The sequence below is a fragment of the Fimbriimonadaceae bacterium genome, assembly GCA_019638775.1.
In the GTDB taxonomy this organism is placed as follows: domain Bacteria; phylum Armatimonadota; class Fimbriimonadia; order Fimbriimonadales; family Fimbriimonadaceae; genus JAHBTD01.
On the sequence record JAHBTD010000004.1, the window covers coordinates 116,241 to 137,050 of the forward strand.

Genomic DNA, 20,810 nt, shown 5'->3' on the forward strand with positions numbered 1-20,810 from the left:
CGTAGCGGTCTGCACAAAAAGTCTATAAGAGTATGCCAATGTTGTCAATAAGTCTGGTGCTTCCGATCTTGGCTGCAACGATGAGTCGGGCCGATCCCTTAAGTACCGATACCGGTTCCAATAACTTCTCATCAACCAGTGCGATGTAGTCCACATCAAATCCTGATTCCACGAGGCTTTGCCTCGCTTCCTCTATAATCACATCGGATTCAGGTACCGAGGCAACGCCATCAAGCAACTTCGCTTTGACGGAGTGAAGTGTTCGATACAATAATGGTGCGATGATTCTTTCTTGCGGCGTCAGATATGCATTTCTACTTGACTTTGCAAGACCATCGGGCTCGCGCACGGTTTCGACAAATCTTAGCGCGATTCCAAGGTGTAAACCATGCACAAGCCTGTCGATGACCGCGCATTGCTGAAAATCTTTCAGCCCGAAATATGCAATGTTTGGCTTAACAATGTTGAACAATATTGCTACAATAGTCGCAACACCATCAAAATGCCCAGGGCGCGACTTCCCATCCCATAGTTGGGACACTCCACCTATTGATATTGATATATTGTTGTACGGGTAGATTGTTTCTACTGTGGGAACAAACACGACGTCTACTCCCGCACTTTCGCACATCCTAAGATCACGCTCTTCATCACGAGGATAATTTGCATAATCTTCTTTGGGTCCAAACTGTTTAGGATTGACAAAGATTGAAACTGCCGTCTGATCGCATTCCCGAACGGACTCGGCTATTAGCGCCATGTGGCCTTCATGAAGCGACCCCATAGTTGGGACAAAGCCGATCGTTTGGGTGCTGTCTAGTGTGATCTCATTTGGATGGCGTGCGATTCTCATAGACTTATGTCAGCTAATCGCGCGTTCCTTTCGAATACGCCTCAATCGCCTCTTTAAAGATGGTCCAGCCTTCGGCGTGGCGCTTTGCATGCTTTAGATGAAGTTCAGTTAATCCAACGACATCGTGAAATACCTGGATTTGACCATCACAATGGGGTCCCGCGCCAATGCCAATTGTTGGGATATGCAACCGCTTTGTGATCTCCGCCGATAGCTCTACAGGGATCAATTCAAGGACGATCGCGAATGCCCCGGCCTGCTCGATCGCAAGCGCTTCGCTCATGACTCGCTCTCCATCGTCCCCCTTCCCCTGAATTCTGTGTCCACCAAAGCTGTGATAGGATTGTGGGGTCATGCCGACATGCCCCATGCAGGGGATTCCAGCCTTCACGATGGCCTTTATCTCATCTATATATGCTCCTTCAAGCTTGACACCTTCGGCACCAATCTTCATTAAAGCCACTGCCGAATCGACAGCATCGGCTATGCCGATTTGGTAGGAGCCGAAGGGCATGTCCGCAATAAGAAGGGCGTTCTTGACGCCGCGAGCGGTGGCTTCGGTGTGATGAAGCATGTGCTCCATCGTTACCGGAAGCGTGTTCTTAAAACCTAGAGATACGTTGCCTACACTGTCACCGACAAGGACAATATCGACGCCAGCTTGGTCGGCGATGGCTCCGGTAGGAGCATCGTAAGCGGTGATGCTCACGATTTTTCTCCCCTGGGCCTTCATAGCCCTCACTGCCGGAGCGGTGATCTTTGAGGACATATTGGCCCGGATTGTACCGTCCAATCTTCATCAGTGGCTTGGTCGCGATGCTTAGCTCAAAGCCGATAGGACTTCTGCGGCATGGCCTTCGATCTTCACTTGGCGCCAAACTTTCTCGATCACACCCTTCTCATCGAGAAGATAAGTGGTCCGTTCAATGCCCATATACTTCTTGCCATAAAGCGTCTTTTTAACCCAGATCCCCAAAGTGTCGCAAAGGAATTTATCGGTATCGGCGAGGAGTGGAAAGTTGAGTTCGAACTTGTCGGCGAACTTCCTGTGCTTCTTGACGGGGTCGGGGCTCACGCCATAGACCTTGGCACCCGAGAACTCGGGAAGGAGATCGCGGAATTCGCATGCTTCGGTGGTGCACCCCGCAGTATCGTCCTTTGGGTAGAAGTACACGATGGTCTTGGAGCCGTACAGATCGTTCTTCGTCCAAGTTTTTCCATCCTGATCTTGGAGGACAAAGTCGGGAAAGGGGGAGCCAACGTCGATCATATCTCTACACAGACTACTTGAAAGTCGTCTTTGTGAACCGGGCACGCATGCAAACTCGGGCTACGACTTCCCTGCTGCGTCCATCATCATCGCCTGCATCAAATCTACACGCAGGACCACTCCGCTTAAACGGTTGTCTTCGACGACGGGCAGAATCGTGAGTCCGCTCATTAGCATACGGTGAAAAGCGTCGCCTATCTCAGTATCGGAGCTCATCACTGTTGGCTCCTTGGTGGCGTAAACGAGCGCAGGGTCCTCCGACATGGAGGTCATGCTGTCCTTCATCTGAACGGCACGGCAAACATCACCCTCTGTTATCACCCCAATGGGGGCGTGATCGTCGTCAACGATGACCAGCGCGGGGAACTGATAGATATCCATTTTGTCGACGGCATCACGAATCGTGCTGTCGGCAGTGAGGTATGGGATATGGGCGTGGAGGACCTCGCGTAAGGTCATGTCGATAAGTCTACTCAGCAGATTGGCTTTCGCTTCGTTTGGAGCCGTATAATCCGGCTAATGCAGATCGATGTGGCAGTGATCGGGGGAACCGGCATCGGCGACCGCCTCTTGGAGTTGGGTGGTGAGGCTGTGCACATTCCGACCTCCAAGGGAATGATCCGAGGGCGATCCTTTGAACATAGCGGGCGTCGAGTATTGCTGCTATCACGACATTCGGCTGGGCACAAGGTGGCTCCCCACAACGTGAACTATCTTGGGATGTCTCTTGCCGTGCAACACCTCGGCGCAAAGTTCTGCTTTTCGACGGCTGCCACCGGGGGCTTGATCGACGATTGGCCCGTCGGCACTATGGCAGTGTGTTCCGATTTTATAGATGCTACAGGACGCAATCTTACACATTTTGACCGTGCTGTCGTCCATACCGATTTCACGGAGCCGTTCGGTTCTGGTGCTCGCGCCTCGCTGCTGAGGGCGGCTTCGGAGTTAGGTATTGACGTTCATGACACGTGCATCTATGTCAATGGGAATGGGCCGCGCTATGAGACGCCATACGAGATTCAGTTGTACCGGCGGATGGGTGGTCATGTAGTTGGCATGACCGCGGCATCCGAGGCGATTGCGATGCGAGAGCTTGGGATTGACTACGGATGTTTGACGGTTGTGACCAATCTTGCGGCAGGGTTAGCTGGCCAGCAGCTGAATCATGCTGAAGTCGTAGAAGAGATGACGAAGTCTGGGGAGACTGCGGTTAAGATTCTTCTTAAAGCCATTGAGAGGTTGCCAATCTGAAACTTGACGTCACTCGCCGAAGGTTTGCGATGCTGCTCGCCCTCACTCCGGGAATTGGGGGTCGGACGCTTGTTCGTATCCTTGCGCGCTGTGATCTCATGGGGCAAAGCCCGTACGAGTTCTTTGCCCTTTCTCCAGAAGCGCTCAAGGAGGACTATGGCCTGCCCAACAAACTTGCAGGGCAAGTCTCGGGCAGCATGGACCGCCTTGTCAGCGAACTCTCAGAGCTTGAACAAAAGCTAGAGAGCCTAGGTGTCCATCTTGTCACGGCAGCTGATGCGCACTTCCCTGCTCGGCTTGACGGAATTGACCTTGATCCACCTCCCGCGCTCTTCTTGTATGGCAATCAGAAGTTACTGGAGACGAAGACCTTTTGCATCCTTAGCTCTCGGAGCACCCCACCCAAGGGTTTGGAGATGATCGAAAAGTTGGCGGAACAGGGGGTCTTGAAAGGGGAAGTGTTGGTTTCTGGGCATGACCGGCCCGAGTATCAACGTTCGGCTGTTGTGCCTTTGAGGTGGGGTTCTCCAAGGATTCTGTGTTTGGACCGGGGTATGTTTGCCGCGCTGGGCGATGATCTATCCGTGGAGCCGTTCCGAACAGCGCGGCTGTGGCGTTTCCAATTTGACAAGAGTACCGATCTGGTTGTGTCTCCGTTCCGTCCGAATGCGGGCTTTGCGGGAGTGAATAACCAAGTACGGGATCGCTTGGTCGCGGCGCTGAGCGATCGAATGGATTTTGTTCTGGTCAATCCTGGCGGGAATATGGACAAGCTTGCTCGCGCTGGACTGAAAGCAGGACGTCAAGTCAGGGTTTCGGATTTGAGCCTTAAGTATCGGCAGTATCGGGAGTTAGGGGCGGAGGTGTTGGATTTTGGGATTTAGATTTTGGATTTTGGATTGAGGGAAGGTAGGCGTTGGCAAGTGGTTGACAGGTAGTCGCAAGTTGTTTGCAAGTTGTTTGCAGGTTGTTGGCAGGTGGTCGGCAGGTGGTCGGCAAGTGGTGGGAGCTGTGCTGCATAGAAACTTGCCAACAACTTGCCGACGTCTCCTAATGGCCCCCTCCCCTTGCAGACCCCAGCTTTTCGCGCCATAATCTGAAACCTGCGGAGTGGTGTCCGAGTGGTCGAAGGAGCGGGCCTGGAAAGCTCGTACTCGTGCAAACGGGTCGTGGGTTCGAATCCCACCTACTCCGCCAGAATCTTATGACCTTCGATCCGACCAACGAAGAACGCGCCCAGTGTATCGCCATCATTCGGCGAGTTGTCGAATACACACAAGCGGGCACCACGATCAAGCTCCCGGCTTACAACCCTGAAACGGCCCGTCCGAACGACCGCTTTGCCCTGCTGAGCGTTGGGTTTGAGGAGAACGACTTTCGCGGGCGTATGGGAGAGTTTGTGTATCAGTTTGAGGGCGAAGAGGACTTGCTGCACCTGATGGTGACCCGAGCTAACCTCACTTCATTAACTCCCGAAGAGGGACAAGCTGTGGCCTCGTTTGTACTAGACGGTGTGCCTCCCGCGCTGGTTTGGTTTAAGCCGGGGGAGCAGTCGCAGCATTTTTATGTCGGGCATGACGATGTTGTGGCGAATGTGAACGCCTAGTTGGCATTGGGACATTGAGTCCCTGCAAGGTCTTGTCGGCTCCCAAAGCATCGGACATTGAGAACAATGTCCCTCCAGAGATCGGGGCCGAATACTAAAAAGTACCCTCCGTTACGCAGTTACGGAGGGATGGTGAGGTCGTTATAGAGGGTTTGATGTGCGGTGCAAAAGACGCGCACACCAAAGCGCCGCACCCCACCCTTATTCTTCTTCGCCGTCGACCTCTTGATCTTCGATATCCAGATCACCGTCGTCGGCGTCCTGGACGATCCTTGAGATCGTGCGGACGGCATCGCCACCAGCAAGGTTGATGAGCTTCACGCCTTGGGCCACACGCCCAACCAGCCGAATCTCCTTAACCTTGATGCGGATGCCCTTACCGTTTGTGGTCATCACCAAAAGCTTGTCTTCGTCGTCCACAACCTCGGCGCCAACGATCTCACCCGTCTTTTCGGTGACGTTCATGGTGAGGATGCCGCTGCCTCCGCGGCCTTGTACACGGTATTCCTCAAGATCGGTCCGCTTGCCAAATCCGTTTTCGCCAACGACGAGCAGCGTAGTCTCAGGCCGAACGATGTTGGCGGACATAATCACATCTCCTGGTCGCAGGGTCATGGCACGAACGCCACCAGCGGCGCGTCCACGGCCTCGGGCCTGCGTCTCGTTAAATCGGATGGACTGTCCTCGCCGAGTGACCAAGATCACGTCCTGGTTGCCCTGCGTCTTTAGCACCCAGCCAAGCTCGTCGCCCTCTTCGATGTTGAACGCGCGGATGCCGTTTGCGCGGATGTTTTGGAAAGCCGCCATCTCGGTGCGCTTGATCTCACCCATGTGGGTGACCATCGTGAGGAAGCCTTCACCCTTGATGTCCTTCACGCTGACGGTTGCCGTCACTCTTTCGCCGCTGTCGATGGCGATGTAGTTGATGACCGGCATACCCTTGGCGTAGCGGCCCGATTCGGGGATGTCGTAAGCACGGAGCCGGAACACGCGTCCCTTGTCGGTGAAGAAAAGGATGAAGTGGTGGGTGTTCACCTGGAAGAGGTGCGCCGGTTCGTCGTCCTCTTTCTGGACGTTTTTCAGGCCCTTGCCTCCGCGCTTCTGCTGCCGGTAGGCGTCAATGCTCACACGCTTGATATAGCCGTCGCGTGAGATGGAAATGATCGCCTCTTCTTCGGGGATCAAGTCCTCTTCGGTGAATTCTCCAGCTTCGCGAGCGATGACCTTGGTTCGGCGGTCGTCGCCGTGTTTGTCTCGCAAGTGAATGATCTCGTCCTGCAAGACAGCCGTCAATCGCTCTTCATCGTTGAGAATGTCGAGGAGGTTTTGGACCTTGAGCAATGCGGCTTTGTAGTCGTTTTCGAGCTCTTGCTGTGATAGCCGTGTGAGTCGGCGAAGCTGCATCGCTAGGATCGCGTTCGCTTGCATCGGCGACATGTTGAACTCGCGAACGAGTCGGATTCGGGCAGTATTGGGGTCGTCCGAGGTTCGGATCAAAGCGATAATCTCATCGAGGAATCGACGAGCGATCTGGTAGCCCTCGTTGATGTGGACTTCTTCGAGCGCACGATAGAGTTCGTATCGCGTTCTTCGCGCGATAACGATTCGGCGGTGCTTGATGTACTCGTCAAGCAATCGCACAAGCGGGGCAACCCTTGGTGCGCTTTCAACGAGCGAAAGCATAATCGCGCCAAAAGTCGTTCTCAATGCGGTGTGCTTTAAGAGATAGTTGAGCGCCTTGTTCGGGTTCACATCACGCCGAATCTCAATCTCGATGCGCATACCGCGCTTGTCTGAGAAGTCATCAACGCGCAGGATGCCATCGAACTTTCGATCTTTTGCGATGAGAGCGATGGCCTTGATGAGGTTCTCTTTGTTGACTTGATAAGGCAGTTCGGTAACGACAATCAGCGACTTGCCCATGTCGCCTTGCTCAATCATCGTCTTGGCTTGCATGATAATGGAGCCGCGTCCCGTTTCGTAGGCCGAGCGGATTCCCTTGGAGCCCATGATGATGCCGTAGGTCGGGAAGTCCGGCCCGGGCATGATCTCCATCAGTTCCTCAAGCGAACACTCGGGGTTATCAATCCGGTGGAGGATCGCGCTGCAAACCTCGGTGAGGTTGTGCGGGGGCATGTTGGTTGCCATGCCGACGGCGATTCCGGAAGTTCCGTTGCAAAGCAGATTCGGGAATTTGCCGGGGAGTACGGTCGGCTCTTGAAGCGTGTTGGAATAGTTCGGGATCCAATCGACGGTTTCTCGGTCGAGGTCCTCAAGCATTTCCATCGCAAGGGGCATGAGCCGGCATTCTGTATATCGCATCGCAGCGGGGGAGTCGCCGTCGATGGAGCCAAAGTTGCCCTGCCCGTCGATCAGCGGATAGCGCATATTGAAAGGCTGTGCCAAACGTACGAGCGTTGGATAGATGATCGCCTCGCCGTGCGGGTGGTAGTCACCGGAGGTCTGTCCGCAGACCTTTGCGCACTTCTGATAGCCGCTGTCTGGCGCCAGGTTGAGCTGCCGCATCGCATAGAGGATGCGCCGCTGTACTGGCTTGAGTCCGTCTCGCACGTCCGGTAGGGCGCGAGCGATAATAACGGACATCGCATAGTTCACATACGAGCGCGATAACTCGTCGTCAATGTTGACGCTAAGAAGGTTCTGATCGTGTTCTGCCACCAGTCAATTTCCAGGACGCTTCGGGTTAGCTTTTTGAAGCGGGTAAGAAGCGGTTTTGAGTCCAAAAGTATACCTGGAAACGGTAGGTCGCACGAGCCTTTTGCCGACCTGTAAAGCCAGAATTTGAGAGTTCTCTACAGGAATATCTCTTTGGCGCGACAAAGCGCCAAAGATAGCCCGAAATTATTCGTCGATCCGGCGCGAATAGGGCGTGTATCGACGGGTCACTTCAAAGCCATGCTTGCCGTAGAATTCGGTCAGGGTGGTCCAGTCGATGATCGTCTTTCGGGCTCCTCGATCCTTCAATCCTTGAAGCGCCGATCCCAGCAAGGCACCCCCAAGTCCACTCCCGCGCTGCTCTGGAGCAATCCCAATCGGTCCAAGTGCGCCCCAATTCTCCCCAAGATCTATCCTCCAAACTCCACCCCCGATCGGCGAGTGGTGAGTCCAGTCCTGCGTCACAGCAAAGCCCTTGATCTTGCCCTCGACGAACAGACCGTAGACAAAATCGGCGCGGTTCTCCGCGTTGATCTTCCAGAGGGTGTCGGCCTTCCAGCGGCCCGGGAAAGTTGCTTCGAGAAAGGTAGACAGCTCGCCAAGATCTTCCATCGATAAGGGTCGAACCGATGTTCCCTTTTCGAGGGCCTTCAGGCAGGACGTAGGCGGACTGTAGTCGCTCAAGTCTCGCTCTAAATCGACGGCCTCACTCTCCGCTTGGAAGCCAGAGACCGTTAAAAATGAGTTCAGCGCCGCGCAGTCAGCCGGGCAACCGGGCCAAAAGTGGCGCACATCCTGACCGAAACTGACTTGATACAGCCCACGATTGAGGAGCATCTTTTTGGCGTGGGCAAACAGGTCAATCCCCACTGTCGGATCATCAAAGACGGCTGCGCTTAGATGGGCGACGTCGGGGTCTGGCCCCTTGTACAAGCAGGATGCGCTGCGCTTGACCACGATATAGCCGATCAATCTTCCGTCGTCATCGAGCTCGGCGACGGACGCCCCCGGATCGTAAAGTCCGGAATCGACAGTGTTCAACCGGATCAATTCCGGGCAGATCGCATACTTTGCCGGGTGGTTTCGATTCCAGAGTTCGGCGGCGGCTGTTGGATAAACGGTGTGGAAGGCTACGCGCATTCGGCTTCTCTTGCCGTTAATTGTCGCAGATGTTCGCTATAAAGTGTCAGGGCTTGCCGGGTCCTCATGATGCGGTCGATCGTATGGCCGTCGTCTGTGCGTAGGAATTCAGCGAGTGTCGGAGCAGCAAAGAGGGCCTCAAAGGCATCGCTGTAGGTGCCGTATGGGTCGGTGGACAGCACCACGTCCGCTGGGTCGTACTGTAGGTAAGCGACGATGAACTTTCTGAGGCCGGGATAGTTTGTCTGCATCCAAACTCGCAAGTCCTGATAGCGGGATTCTTGTTTTGTATCAGGTCCGTATTGGGCGGAATCACAGAGGAGCTCCACAAGCTGCTCGTATCGGCGGTAAAAAACGATCAACTCTTCGTGGCGCTCTTTCGCGGTCGGCAGCCGACGCGTCATGGCGAGGCTTTCGGCGGCTTGCTGCCGGTCGAGGAGTCGTGACCTGACGATATTCGGGATTCGCGCGACCCAATTCCAGGCGCCCTGGGCGCCTCTTGTAACGGAGCGTACGGCATCGATTCTCGTCATGTCTGCTTCTCCTTAACTTTCTGGACGTAGTTCATCCGCAGGTCGCGAATGAGGTTGTGTATCTCACGCTTGTCGTTCTCATCAAGTTTTGGCTCGATGAAGCTCGCGAGCTGCGTTGTAATGTCGATGGCGACCTTTGCTTCTTCAAAATCCGCTTGAACCTTGCCCGTCATCATGTCGGGCTGCAGGCCCAGTTTTTGCCAAGCCAGGGTGGCCATTTGTTCGGTCATGGCCATGATCACTGTGTAAACACTCAGCGGTTCGTGCGGGGATTGATTGCCTTCAGTCGACATTCACGGATACTGACGTAAGAGCCGCCGGAATCGATTTGTGGTTTTTCGGCAGTTTCTCCGCAATAACCGATCTTTGCCTCCGGGGTATCCTCTCGCAGTTCCTCCGTCGGCGATCCCGCGAGCCTAGGCGGTGTGGAACTCACCCCCGCAAAAGCGATTTACAGGATCAATATGTCCACGAACATTGAGAAGGTTATCATCATCGGCTCCGGGCCGGCAGGCTATACTGCCGCCCTTTACACCGCACGCGCAAATCTTGAACCGATTGTCTTTGCCGGTATTCAGCCGGGTGGGCAGCTGATGATCACCACCGACGTGGAGAATTATCCTGGGTTTCCCAACGGCATCATGGGTCCTGAGATGATGGAGCTTTTCCGCACCCAGGTGGAACGATTCGGCACTCGGGTGGAATATAAGCACGTTAGCCGTGTCGATTTTAGCGAACGCCCGTTTAAGGTGTATATCGAGGACGAAATGCACCTTGCTCAGACTGTCATTATCTCTACTGGAGCCGAAGCCAAATGGCTTGGGCTGGAGTCGGAGGTGACGTTCGGAGGCTACGGCGTGAGCGCCTGCGCTACCTGCGATGGCGCGTTTTTCCGAAACAAAGAGGTCATCGTGGTAGGTGGTGGAGATACAGCGATGGAGGAGGCCAACTACCTCACTCGGCATTGCTCAAAGGTCTATCTGGTGCACCGACGCAACGAGTTTCGGGCCAGCAAGATCATGCAGGACCGGGTCCTCAACAACCCAAAGATCGAGGTCATTTGGAATGCTGCGGTCGAGGAGATTTTGGGGCAGCACGAGCCGGTCAAGAAGGTCACTGGAGCACGCCTTAAGAGCACTGTAGATGACAAGACCTGGGAGATGCCCATCAGCGGTGTGTTCATCGCCATCGGGCATAAACCGAACTCAGACCTCGTGAAAGGCGTCCTCGATATGGACGAGCTTGGATATTTGATTACGGAACCACGCAGCACAAAAACGAACATCCCGGGAGTATTTGCCTGTGGGGACGTCGCCGACAGCATCTATAGGCAAGCCGTAACCGCTGCGGGGACCGGCTGCATGGCAGCCATTGACGCCGAGCGGTTCTTAGAAGCAGAAGGACACTAAATATGTTGCAATTAGCCGCAATCGCTCTCACCCTCGCAAGCACTTCTTTTAATGCTTCGCAAGATGCAGGGCGTATGATGCATCTAAAAGGGCCCGAGAATTCGTTCGAAAGGCTGCTCCTGAGCATCAATGACGAGCGGCTAGACCCTCCCAAGGTTTCCCCAAAGCATCAATGGATCTTTGAATGGGTGACGGCGGGTCTTGGTAGGCAGGCCGAGACCGACAACTACTATCTTCGTTTTCGCGTCTTTTGCCAGTTGCGCAAAGAGAACGACGACCCGGCGATGATGACGACGCGGCTGTTGCTGAGGCTGTGGGACTTCAACGTTCGGAAACTGGGCTTCGACCACGCCCCGATCTTCGATCAAGGCGCGATTCACGTCTATCTTTGCTATGGTGGCAAGCCGGGTGGAGAGCAGATGTTCACGGAGGACATCGAGGACAACATCCCCAAAAGGGTCAATACGATCTACATCTATTCCCTACCGACTTTTACCGTGCCGGTTGAGATGCTGCGCGAGGTTGCCCATGAGTATGGGCACGCGACGCTTCCTCCGGTCGGCGGCTTCAAAACACCGGAAGACTGGGCGAACGGCTATCTTGGCGAAAAGCTCTATATGCGCTGGATGCTAAAAGAGCTGCAGGCTAACCGCTTAAAGCCTGTCGATGCGATGAATGCAACCGCCAAAGACATAGAGGCATTTGTGAAGAGAGAGGTCGATCCGCTGATGGACGCCATCGCGCTCAAAGGGATTGATACCAACCTGATGCGAAGTGAAGGGCAGATCGGCATGGATGGCTATATGGGCCTGGCCTTGTACGCTGAGTCGTTGTTGCCGAGCAAGATTTTTGGGCGGTCGTTGGGGCTGAACGCATCGCTCAAGGCTGAGGATTATCCAGCCGCGATAGCCCTTGCCGTGGAGACACAGGTCGAAGCCGACAAGCGGCTGCTCCTGACCATTCCTGACCGCTACAAAGAGAAGGACGTGTGGGTTCCCACCGGAGAGAATGGACGGGTTGCCAACGCGACGATCCTTAAACGGGATAAGGGCTGGGCGTTGATCAAGCCGGGGATCGGTTCGATCAGCGTGTTGCCGCCGAAGGAGTAGCTCATAGCTGGGAGCTAATAGCTATGAGTGAGTAGCTTGGAGCGGGAGAAAACCGAGTACTGTTCGGTTCGCCGTTGTCGGCCTGCGGGTCCTCAGCCACTCACCCCAGTTGCTCCCTCGCAGCACCCAGCTCCAAGTCTCAGCTACTCACTCCTAGCTACTGACCCCCAGCTACTAGATCCCCTACACCTTCACGGACTTCCATCGTCCAATCTTCCACATCCAGATCGCCATTCCGCCTTGGACGGCTTGGGATGCGCTCATCGCCACCCACGCCCCAATGGCTCCGAGACCCAAGGGGAATGCCAGGATGTAAACCAATGGCAAACGCAAGAGCCATTGCCCAACTAAGGTGATCCACATCGGACGGACGGTATCGCCAGCTCCTTGCATCGCACCCGAGAAGACGATGGCATAGACAAACCAAATCTCAGTAACTGCCAGGGCTCGCAGCAAATAGGCGGCCTGGTTAGCCATCTCCTTACTGTGGACAATCATCGCCGATGTGATATTCGGGGCAAAGATAAAGATCGGGACACAGATGGCAAACGTCACCATCGCGGCATGATGTCCGGCAACCCAGCCGAGTCGTTCGGCACGGTCGGGGCGGCGCATCCCGAGGCTCTGCCCTACTAACGCCGCCGCAGCCATCGATAGGCCAAAACCAGGCATAAACATCGCCGATTCGATGGCAAACGCAGGGCGCATGGCGCCGACGGCGATTGCTCCAGCGGGGAGATTGCCGAGGATCGCCGTGAAAAGCGTGAATGAACCCGTTCTCAGGAGCGACATCGCGACCGAAGGATTCGCAATTCGGAGAATGCGTACCACCCAGTCTCGCTCGGGCATCTGAATCCGCCATGAAGCTCCCAAAGGTGTGCGGACCGTGTAGATGAGATAGGCGATTGCAGCTAGCCAAGCGCTGATCACCAAGGCCGTACTTGCTCCCATTAACCCCATGTTTGCGCCGGGGATGTGTATGCCAAGGAAGACCCCCGGAGGAAAGATCAACATGTAGTTGAGCAGGATGTGAAGAAAGATTTGAATGCCCGAAATCACCATCGGGCTCTTGGTATCGCCAATCCCTCGAAGCGCCCCTGCCAGGCACTGAATGACCATGAAGGCCGGGAGGCCGAAAGCGTAGGTGTGCAGGTAGCGTGACATCAGCTCCTGGGCTACTGCCGAATCGGGGGGCAAGAGGGCTGCCGCGATATGCCCGGAGAACGCGAGCGAAATCACCCCGATGATGAGACTTAGGATCAGGCCGACGCTCAGCACCTGCCGACAAGCCTTCTTATACTCTTCGGGGTTCTTTGCGCCAAAGGCTCGGCTTACGAGCGCAGTGCCGGGCATGGCAAGCGCCATGCACAGCGAGAAAAGGGTGAAGACGATGGGGGTCGCGCCACCGTAAGCCGTCAAAGCGGTTGGGGCCAGGTGTCCGATAAACGCGCTGTCGAGCAGTGCATTGACCGTCTGCATGAGATTAAGCGCAACGGCGGGCCAAGCAAGGGCCCAGACAATGCGTGCGGAATTCTCATGTTGGGGAGACGACTCTTTATGTTCGGGGGATGAGTCCGGCTCCAAGGTTGTTGCAGATTGCGACAAGGTTCAACAAAGACTACCCACGTTGTACAACGAGGGATAGGACGGGTAAACCTACGGGACAAGGAGTTGCAATTGCAGTACGAGATATCATTTCAGCCCGCGTTTTCTGTTGTAAGACTTTTGCTTGATATGGGTGAATCCATTCGAGCGGAAGCTGGCGCCATGGTTAGCATGTCGCCAACGATCACTCTTGATTCCAAAGCTCAAGGAGGGCTGGGGAAGGCCTTTGGCCGATTGCTTGGAGGAGAAAGTTTCTTTCAAACTTTCTTCCACGCCACCCATGGCCCCGGCGAGCTAGTGCTTGCTCCAGCTGCTATCGGGGATATCATGCCAATCCAATTGCAGGGAGAGGGCTGGATGGTCACAAGCGGTTCCTATCTTGCTGGAAGCCCCCATCTTGAGATTGAGACCCGAGCAAATGTGAAGGCGTTCTTCGCGGGAGAGGGACTTTTTATCATGCGCATCGCCGGGACAGGTCAGCTCTTTTTGAGTTCGTTTGGGGCGATTCGCCGCATCGATCTAGCCCACGGTGAAAGCTACATCGTAGACACGGGGCATATCGTTGCTTTTTCTGAAACGATGGGTTACCAAGTTCATGCGGCAACGAAGAGCTTGATCGGGTCGTTTACATCGGGCGAGGGTTATGTCGCAACGTTCAGTGGTCCCGGCACGCTCTTCACGCAGTCGCGATCTCCGCAATCGACAGGAGCTTGGCTCAGCCGCTTTATCCCAACAAGGTCGTAAGCCAGCTCGATTTCTGCGGTGACGTCTCAGGTCGACCGTGCACAATACTGATATGCGGTTATTGGTACTTGGAGGCACCGTTTTCCTGGGGCGTCACATTGTGGAGGCGGCTCTTGCTGACGGGCATGAAGTGACGCTTTTCCATCGAGGAGAGCGTGGTGGCGATCTATTTTCTGGGCAAGTGGAAAGGATTCTTGGGGACCGCACGAAGGACCTTGACCGACTTGCTGGGCAGAAGTGGGATATCGCGATCGATACCTGTGGGTACCTTCCTGGGGTTGTAAGGCAGTCGGCTGAAGCGCTTAAAGATAGCGTTGGGGCATACCTCTTCATCTCCACGATCAGCGTTTACGATGACCCCGAGCCCGGTTCGGATGAGGGCGCCGCGCTTGCCCCGATCAAAGATCCAAACGCGACCGAGGTGAATGGGGAGACTTACGGATATCTGAAGGTCTTGTGTGAGCAAGCTGTTCAAGAGGTTTATCCAGACCGATTCTTGCTTGTGAGGCCGGGCCTCATCGTGGGGCCGTGGGACCCGACCGACCGCTTCACCTATTGGCCCACTCGAATTGAGCGCGGCGAAAACGTCTTGGCGGCGGGGAAAGATCAGCCCACACAGTTTGTCGATGTTCGAGATTTAGCCGCTTACTGTGTTCAGCGTCTCTCGGCTCTTGCGGCGGGCAACCTGCAAGACCGAATCGTTCACGTTGTCGGCCCGCACGATTCAATCTCTATCGGTGAGGTCGTGGATACTTGCTGCGCCGAGCTAAGACCCGAGGCGAAGGTCTACTGGGTTACGGACGAATTCCTTGCTCAGCACGAGGTGAAGCCCTGGAGCGATCTACCGCTCTATGTTGGGAGCGAGGGGCTGGGGATGATGCAGCTAAACCACAGTCGGGCTATCAAAACAGGATTAACGTTCCGACCACTTGCCGAGACGGTCCGCGACACCGCAAATTGGGCAAGAGAGCACCGGGCTGAGGTTCCCCTGAAAGCGGGTCTTGCGGCTGACCGCGAGTTAGAGCTGTTGGAGCAGTGGTGGTCGTGAGTCGCTTTGAGCTGGAAGTGAGTAGCTGGGAGCGAGGTGATCGGGTCTGTGTGCTACTCACTTACCGCTACTTATGATCCAAACTCTTCGACCCGATTCATGGGCGGATAGGTATCGCTGCTGATGAACTCGGTTCGGTCCTTAAACTTGCGCAGCGTCGTCACCTCAAATCCTGGTTTGCCTGAATTCCGAACCCTTGTCTGTTTTCCCGGGAGTCGGTAAGTAGAGGGCTCGATCTTCTCATGTACTTCCGATACGACAGTACAAGGCACTGCCTCGCCTCTCCCATAAAGTCCGATCTCAAGACGATCTCCGAGAATCTGGCCCCGGATCGTGATTGGGAAATCATACGGATTTTTGAACTTTAGGTCGATGTTTTGGTAGGCCACTGCGGCGTCGCGCCCTGGGGGTGCATAGCTGGGCCAAAACCTGTGCTTCGACCGCTGGGTTACGTCCATGCCACCCACCAACGCAGCGTTGTAAAGTGTCGTCGAGGCTTGGCAAACTCCGCCTCCCCAACTATCGACGAGTTGGCCGTTATAGCTCACTGGGGCCTTACGATAGCCCGTGTCTCTTGACCACGTGCCAACCCGTTTGCAGAACGAGAAGGTTTCACCCGGTTTCACGACCGCGCCATTCAGAGACCGCAAAGCCAGTTGTGCATTGTGGCGTTGGTTGGGGGTTCGTCCATCCAGCGAAGTCGTAAACTTTGCGATGCAGTTCACTTCTGCTGGCATTGTCGCCAGGAAGGACGCGCCGCCTACTGCTGTCAAGCCAATCGCGCCTAGAAGAAGACCTGCCTTCATCTTCGCACCTCGATCCTGTTTTCGGCTGACGATGCGCGTTTATCGGTGTCGTACATGTTGTAGGCAACGGTCGGAAGCGCACTTGCCACACCCGGATTTTCGGCCCTCAAAGAGTACGTAAAGGTGTGCTCGCCCGCTTCCATCCATCGCGTAAAGAAGGCGACTCTGTCGCTGCGAATGACCAGTTTGTCGTACCAAGCCCACGTACGCCATTCCTCGGGGTCTTCGACAACGTCACGTTCGGTGACGATACAATTGCTTGGCAGTGGGTCTTCTACGATGACGTACTGCCGATAGTCGTTTGTTTTCACCTTGACCACGCAGTAAATCGTGTCACCACGCTTTAAGGATTCGACCGGATCCTTATCCGGCTTGAGTTGGTAGGACCCATCTTCCATCTTTCGGGGAACGATTCGATAGTAGTTGCGCGTGACGGTGAAGCCGGAGTCCGTGTTTAACGAGCCAAGCGCCTTTTGATAGACGAACTGCTTCATGGTGACGGTGTAGTAGCAGGAGCCCTGTCCGGAAGGCACAAGCTCGACCGTGTTTTCTCCCTGCCTCATCTTCGAAGTTGGAATCGTAACCGACTGGAGAGGCGTGGACCAATAGGTCTGATTGAGCGTAAGCTTGCCTGCCTCTTTGCCGTTCACACGAATAGAGACCGAAAGGTTTGGTGCCACTTCGGTCTGGCGCTGCCACACGTTCATCATGCCCATCAAAATGAAGTTGGTATCTCGTGTGGAGTACCAAGTCGCCCCTCGCCGAGCAAGCATCAGCCCAACGACGATTTTGTCCAGTCGGGGGTCTGCGGGGCGTATCGTGCTCAAAGTCATCAACGCTTTGCCCGTTGTTTCATAGCCCCAACAATCCTCTTTCCAAGTCATCAAGTTGGGAGTTTCACTGCCCAGGGCAAGCATCCGGTTGAGGGCGGTATCGCGCAGTTTCACAAAGTTTGCACCCATGTTGTTGAATGCAAGCGCCGCGTTAGCCGAGTCAATCGAGCCAAGCTTAGACAGATCCAGGTTCGTGAGGAATCCCTCGGCAACCGCCCTTGCTCCATGAAGGGTCAGCCCATAGCAAAGATAGATTCGACCACGGAGTTCTTCGTCAAACTCGTACTGGTTTAAGATCGTTCCGAACTTATTCTTCTCGATCTCGGGCATCGGAGTTTTGATATGAGCGGCTGCCCACTCCAAGCCACGACTGAGGGAGTTTTCGCTTACGTTGTATCCAGCTCGTTTAGCGGTACTGAGAGCTTCGATGACCATCGCCGTCATGAATGGATCGCCGGTGTCGTATTCCCACCATCCCCATGAACCGTCGCTGTGCTGAAGCGCGCTAAGCCGTGAAAGGCCCTCGTTAACCCATTGTTCAGCCTCGCTGAACCTGGCCGGGCGATTGAGGCCCTTCGCCGCAGTCATTTTTGATGCTACGAGGCACGGTACAAAACGGCTAAGCGTTTGCTCAACGCAGCCGTAAGGGAATCTCACCAACTCGTCTATGGCCTGATAAATAGTCGTGCCTAACGAAGGTGTAAGGGAAACCTCAGCTCCGCCAATGCTCGGGTCGAACCCCTGTCGAAGCGTAAACTTCATACTGGCGTTCGCGTTTAGGATGCCGGCGCTATAGTCGACAAACTGTCGAGCGTGTGGCAGGATGGGCACACGAAGCTCCACACCGTCCGTTGTGTTGGCGTCGATCCAAGTTTTGGCGACAAACACAGCAGAGCCGCTGGTGGTCGCCTCTGCTGTCCACTCGAACGCTTTGGTTTCGCCGTTGCGTATGCGCTGCTTTTGACGAAGATCTCCTTCGACTTTGGCTCCTTCGACGGTCAGTTCAAGGTTGACATCGGCGTCCCTTCCGCTGTCGTTGGTGACCGCTGCGATTAGCCTTTGCTTATCCGATTGCACCCAGAATGATGGGGCTTCCAAGCGCACCATCAGGGGTCTTCTTGCTCGAACATTTTGAGTCGCTTGACCAACCTCTGTATTTGCTGTGATGCCAACAGCCGTCGCTCGCCAACTCGTGAGGTTGTCGGGAAGCTTAAAGCTCACACTCGCGGTTCCGTCTGCCCCGGTGCGAACGAACGGCGCCCAAAAAGCGGTGTCTCGGAAAACCCTTCGAACCGTGATGCTCGATGGGGCCTTATCGCCACCGTCCAGGTAAACCTCGGGGAAGGAGTAGCTCGTATCGACGTTGTTGTAGCGTGTGGGGAAGAACCCGGCGGCGATATCTGTGCGGTCGGATGCGAGGGCGTAAATCGACTCGTCGACGACTCCGAGAGAAACGTCAGCAGGCACGGGTGAACCGTCTGTCTTCTTCGTCGTCACCGTGTAGCTTGCGATCTCTCCCGGCAAGTAAACAGACTTATCGCTCGCGATGGAAACGTTCAGCTTCTTTGCGCCGAGATCCACGGCAATACGACGCGACCGGGATCTAAAGCTTTTGTCTTTGATAAGGCAAACGGAAACATAGGCATTCGGGGTTAAAGCCTGAGTCACCGGCACTTCAAGAGTCATCACCGGATCGTCGAGCCGCACAACCTTGGACATGTAGATGCTATCTGCTTCTATCGTCAGCCAGGCCCATGAGCCCGTCATTGACGTGCGAACCACAACTTTGGCGGTCTCTCCCGGTTTGTATTGCTTCTTATCGAGCTTGAGAGAAAGGTTCTCTTCGGGCTTGACACCCTCAAAATCGAAGCCGCGCGCAGCTACCCAGACGTAGTCACTCCCTTGCACCAAGTTGCGCTTGTCGTCGGTGGCCTCGGCTCGAAACTGATAATCTCCGGCGGTCTTTGGCGTGAATTGAGCACGGACGACACCCGATGCATCCGTTACCAACGATCGAGATTCCTGGACCTGGAATTCGTAATCCTTTCCGTTCCAGAACTCCCTGCCAAACCTCGCCTTAATCGGTAGGCCAGACATCGGTTTGCCGGTAAGACTATCGGTTGCAGTGATCTTGTAGCTGACGGGCGTACCTTTTTCGACGACGTATTGGTCATTCTCGACGTGTATGTCGAACTGCCCACGAGCAACCTTCACCGATCCTGTGCCATCGAAGTACTTTCCGCCTGGATCGGATACGCTTGCGGTGAGATTGTAGGTGTAGTCGGTGGTGGTGACAGGGCGGTCAAAATCACTCTCCCGCTTTGTGTCGAATTCGATAACCGCCCTTCCATTGGAGTCGGTGACGGCCTTGTACTCATTGAAGTATTCGCCGCCGTAACTGTATCCGTATTCGTCGTCCTGTTCTCCGTCGCCGTAGGTCCACAAGGCTTGTCGATCCACATACGCGATCACCTCGGCCCCAACAACCGGTCCCCCAAAGTAGTACTGAGCTTCCACGATAAAGCGAGCCTTCTCGCCCATGATGTAGGTCGGTTTCTCCGGCGTTACCTTAATCTGATAAGTTGGTTTGCGATAGGCGGCAAGTGTCACCACCATCGACTCTGTGCGTCCCGCAACAACCGCCTCGACGTAGTAATCACCAGGCGCCATCTCCTTGTTGGTAACAAATTGTCCCGTGAATGAGCCCATGTCGCTGGTGGTTGTCTCGGACTCAGCGAGCAGATTGGAGTCTTCGTCTCGCACCTCGATCGACACCGGTTTGTTGGCGGCCACCTCATAAGTACTGCCTCGCAAAATGCGCGTGATTCCTTTAAATTCGACGGTGTCCCCTGGACGATAAATGGGACGGTCACTGTACATGTAGGTTGTGACCTGGCTACCTTCCGACTGACTGTCCAAGTAGCTATCCGCTACCGCCCAAGAGTTGCCGTGCTGGGCCAGCACGACCTCGCGCTTTCGAGAGCCGCTGCGTTGAATCTTATAGGAGAACGTTCCATCAGCGTCTGTCTGCCCCTTCTTGACGGCTTTCCCGCTTTGGCCCGAGGAGATGGTTGCCCCGGCTATCGGTTTGCCTGAAACGAGGTCAACGACGTAGCATGCTGCATCGTTGCGCGCGATCTTGGTTACCAGACCAATTTTGGATACGACAAACCAGGTGCCGCGCATCATGCCATCGGTGCTGCACTCCAACCAATAGAGGCCTTCGTTAAGCTTATCGACATGAACGGGCATTCGGAATACGCCCTCTACGTCTCTCCCCGAGTTGGGCTTTTCGATCTTGGAAACCAACTTCCCTGCTTGAGAAGGGTCTAAACCTTTGGGTTTCCAGGATTGTCGAAAACTCTGCAGAAGGGTTTGCAGGCCTTCCTTTGCGACGACGCTGGCAAAAGGAAGTTCATAGATCCGGATTTCAGAGGTTTCTTTCTTACTGAATCCGTGCAAGTTAAACTCAATCGCCTGTCCGGGCGTGAAAACGTGCTGGCTCGCATAGACTTCGAGGTAGGGATCGGTGGGTTCAAGTTCGACATCGACGGCTTCAGGCTTTCCTTCCTTTACCTCGACCCGAACATCTTGAATCTTATGGACATCACCCCGGACATCCAAAAGATAACGCCCAGCCTTGACGCTCCCGAGATAGTATCGACCCTCTTCATTTGTCGCCGCCGAGTAGGTCACCGGCTCTTCTTCGAGGTGCAAGTCGCCGCGCCAATATCGATCCCAGTCGATGTCCGCACGCAAGTACACCACTGCGTTCGGCAATAGTTTTCCGTTCTCCGCCATCCGAACTGTGCCGGTCAGTCCGCCGTAAGGGACTTCTCGAGTGATGCCGTGGGCAAGGAGTACAAAGCAGGCCGCAATGGCGACGGCAATTGCAAGCAATCGACTAACAGCGATTTTTGAAGACAT

General features: G+C 54.9%; 18 protein-coding genes and 1 tRNA gene. 8 read left to right on the forward strand and 11 right to left on the reverse strand.

Annotated features, from left to right (window positions below):
* Positions 1-22 precede the first annotated feature (22 nt).
* The 4 genes from panC to KF784_14780 are packed head-to-tail and all read right to left on the reverse strand — an operon-like array spanning position 23 to position 2,582.
* Positions 23-853 (reverse strand): pantoate--beta-alanine ligase, encoded by an 831-nt coding sequence (gene panC, locus KF784_14765; GenBank protein MBX3120322.1) that lies wholly within the window; start codon positions 851-853, stop codon positions 23-25.
* 13 nt (positions 854-866) lie between these two features.
* On the reverse strand, positions 867-1,622 hold the full coding sequence (gene panB / locus KF784_14770) for a 3-methyl-2-oxobutanoate hydroxymethyltransferase (GenBank protein MBX3120323.1): 756 nt from the start codon (positions 1,620-1,622) through the stop codon (positions 867-869).
* 51 nt (positions 1,623-1,673) lie between these two features.
* Positions 1,674-2,123: a thioredoxin-dependent thiol peroxidase gene (bcp, locus tag KF784_14775; GenBank protein MBX3120324.1), complete on the reverse strand. Its 450-nt coding sequence runs from the start codon at positions 2,121-2,123 to the stop codon at positions 1,674-1,676.
* A gap of 60 nt (positions 2,124-2,183) precedes the next feature.
* Positions 2,184-2,582 carry a CBS domain-containing protein gene (locus KF784_14780; GenBank protein MBX3120325.1) on the reverse strand — a complete coding sequence of 133 codons (399 nt, stop codon included), beginning with the start codon at positions 2,580-2,582 and terminating at the stop codon, positions 2,184-2,186.
* A 60-nt stretch (positions 2,583-2,642) separates the two neighbouring features.
* On the opposite strand from KF784_14780, the gene KF784_14785 reads away from it, so the two are divergent.
* The 4 genes from KF784_14785 (at position 2,643) to KF784_14800 (ending at position 4,980) form a co-directional block, all read left to right on the forward strand.
* Positions 2,643-3,374, forward strand: coding sequence for an MTAP family purine nucleoside phosphorylase (locus KF784_14785; protein MBX3120326.1), 732 nt, complete (start codon positions 2,643-2,645; stop codon positions 3,372-3,374).
* A gap of 29 nt (positions 3,375-3,403) precedes the next feature.
* Entirely contained in the window at positions 3,404-4,258 is an 855-nt protein-coding gene (locus tag KF784_14790) for a DNA-processing protein DprA (GenBank protein MBX3120327.1), read from the forward strand.
* Positions 4,259-4,481: 223 nt separating this feature from the next.
* Positions 4,482-4,571 (forward strand) — tRNA-Ser (locus KF784_14795).
* 7 nt (positions 4,572-4,578) lie between these two features.
* Positions 4,579-4,980, forward strand: a complete 402-nt coding sequence (locus KF784_14800) for a hypothetical protein (protein ID MBX3120328.1) — start codon at positions 4,579-4,581, stop codon at positions 4,978-4,980.
* 201 nt (positions 4,981-5,181) lie between these two features.
* Here KF784_14800 and gyrA read toward each other — a convergent pair whose 3' ends face one another.
* The 4 genes from gyrA to KF784_14820 form a co-directional block, all read right to left on the reverse strand.
* On the reverse strand, positions 5,182-7,659 hold the full coding sequence (gene gyrA, locus KF784_14805) for a DNA gyrase subunit A (GenBank protein MBX3120329.1): 2,478 nt from the start codon (positions 7,657-7,659) through the stop codon (positions 5,182-5,184).
* Positions 7,660-7,842: 183 nt separating this feature from the next.
* The gene (locus KF784_14810) at positions 7,843-8,796 is read right to left on the reverse strand and encodes a GNAT family N-acetyltransferase (protein ID MBX3120330.1); all 954 of its coding nucleotides are present in this window, start codon (positions 8,794-8,796) and stop codon (positions 7,843-7,845) included.
* Complete coding sequence (locus KF784_14815) at positions 8,787-9,329, reverse strand: hypothetical protein (protein ID MBX3120331.1); 543 nt, start codon at positions 9,327-9,329, stop codon at positions 8,787-8,789. Before KF784_14815 ends, KF784_14810 begins: the two co-directional genes overlap by 10 nt.
* Positions 9,326-9,622 carry a DUF1844 domain-containing protein gene (locus KF784_14820; protein ID MBX3120332.1) on the reverse strand — a complete coding sequence of 99 codons (297 nt, stop codon included), beginning with the start codon at positions 9,620-9,622 and terminating at the stop codon, positions 9,326-9,328. The genes KF784_14815 and KF784_14820 overlap by 4 nt, the downstream gene beginning before the upstream one ends.
* Positions 9,623-9,793: 171 nt before the next feature.
* On the opposite strand from KF784_14820, the gene trxB reads away from it, so the two are divergent.
* Both trxB and KF784_14830 read left to right on the forward strand, forming a co-directional pair.
* Complete coding sequence (trxB, locus tag KF784_14825) at positions 9,794-10,738, forward strand: thioredoxin-disulfide reductase (GenBank protein MBX3120333.1); 945 nt, start codon at positions 9,794-9,796, stop codon at positions 10,736-10,738.
* Positions 10,739-10,740: 2 nt separating this feature from the next.
* Positions 10,741-11,847: a hypothetical protein gene (locus KF784_14830; protein MBX3120334.1), complete on the forward strand. Its 1,107-nt coding sequence runs from the start codon at positions 10,741-10,743 to the stop codon at positions 11,845-11,847.
* Positions 11,848-12,030: 183 nt separating this feature from the next.
* Here the strand turns inward: KF784_14830 and KF784_14835 are convergent, their stop codons facing one another.
* Complete coding sequence (locus tag KF784_14835; protein MBX3120335.1) at positions 12,031-13,326, reverse strand: MATE family efflux transporter; 1,296 nt, start codon at positions 13,324-13,326, stop codon at positions 12,031-12,033.
* Between the two features lie 198 nt (positions 13,327-13,524).
* Between KF784_14835 and KF784_14840 the strand changes: the two genes are divergently transcribed.
* Positions 13,525-14,196 (forward strand): TIGR00266 family protein, encoded by a 672-nt coding sequence (locus tag KF784_14840; GenBank protein MBX3120336.1) that lies wholly within the window; start codon positions 13,525-13,527, stop codon positions 14,194-14,196.
* A gap of 52 nt (positions 14,197-14,248) precedes the next feature.
* Positions 14,249-15,244 (forward strand): NAD-dependent epimerase/dehydratase family protein, encoded by a 996-nt coding sequence (locus KF784_14845; GenBank protein MBX3120337.1) that lies wholly within the window; start codon positions 14,249-14,251, stop codon positions 15,242-15,244.
* 71 nt (positions 15,245-15,315) lie between these two features.
* Here KF784_14845 and KF784_14850 read toward each other — a convergent pair whose 3' ends face one another.
* The gene (locus KF784_14850; protein ID MBX3120338.1) at positions 15,316-16,050 is read right to left on the reverse strand and encodes a VanW family protein; all 735 of its coding nucleotides are present in this window, start codon (positions 16,048-16,050) and stop codon (positions 15,316-15,318) included.
* Positions 16,047-20,810, reverse strand: coding sequence for a carboxypeptidase regulatory-like domain-containing protein (locus KF784_14855; GenBank protein ID MBX3120339.1), 4,764 nt, complete (start codon positions 20,808-20,810; stop codon positions 16,047-16,049). The genes KF784_14850 and KF784_14855 overlap by 4 nt, the downstream gene beginning before the upstream one ends.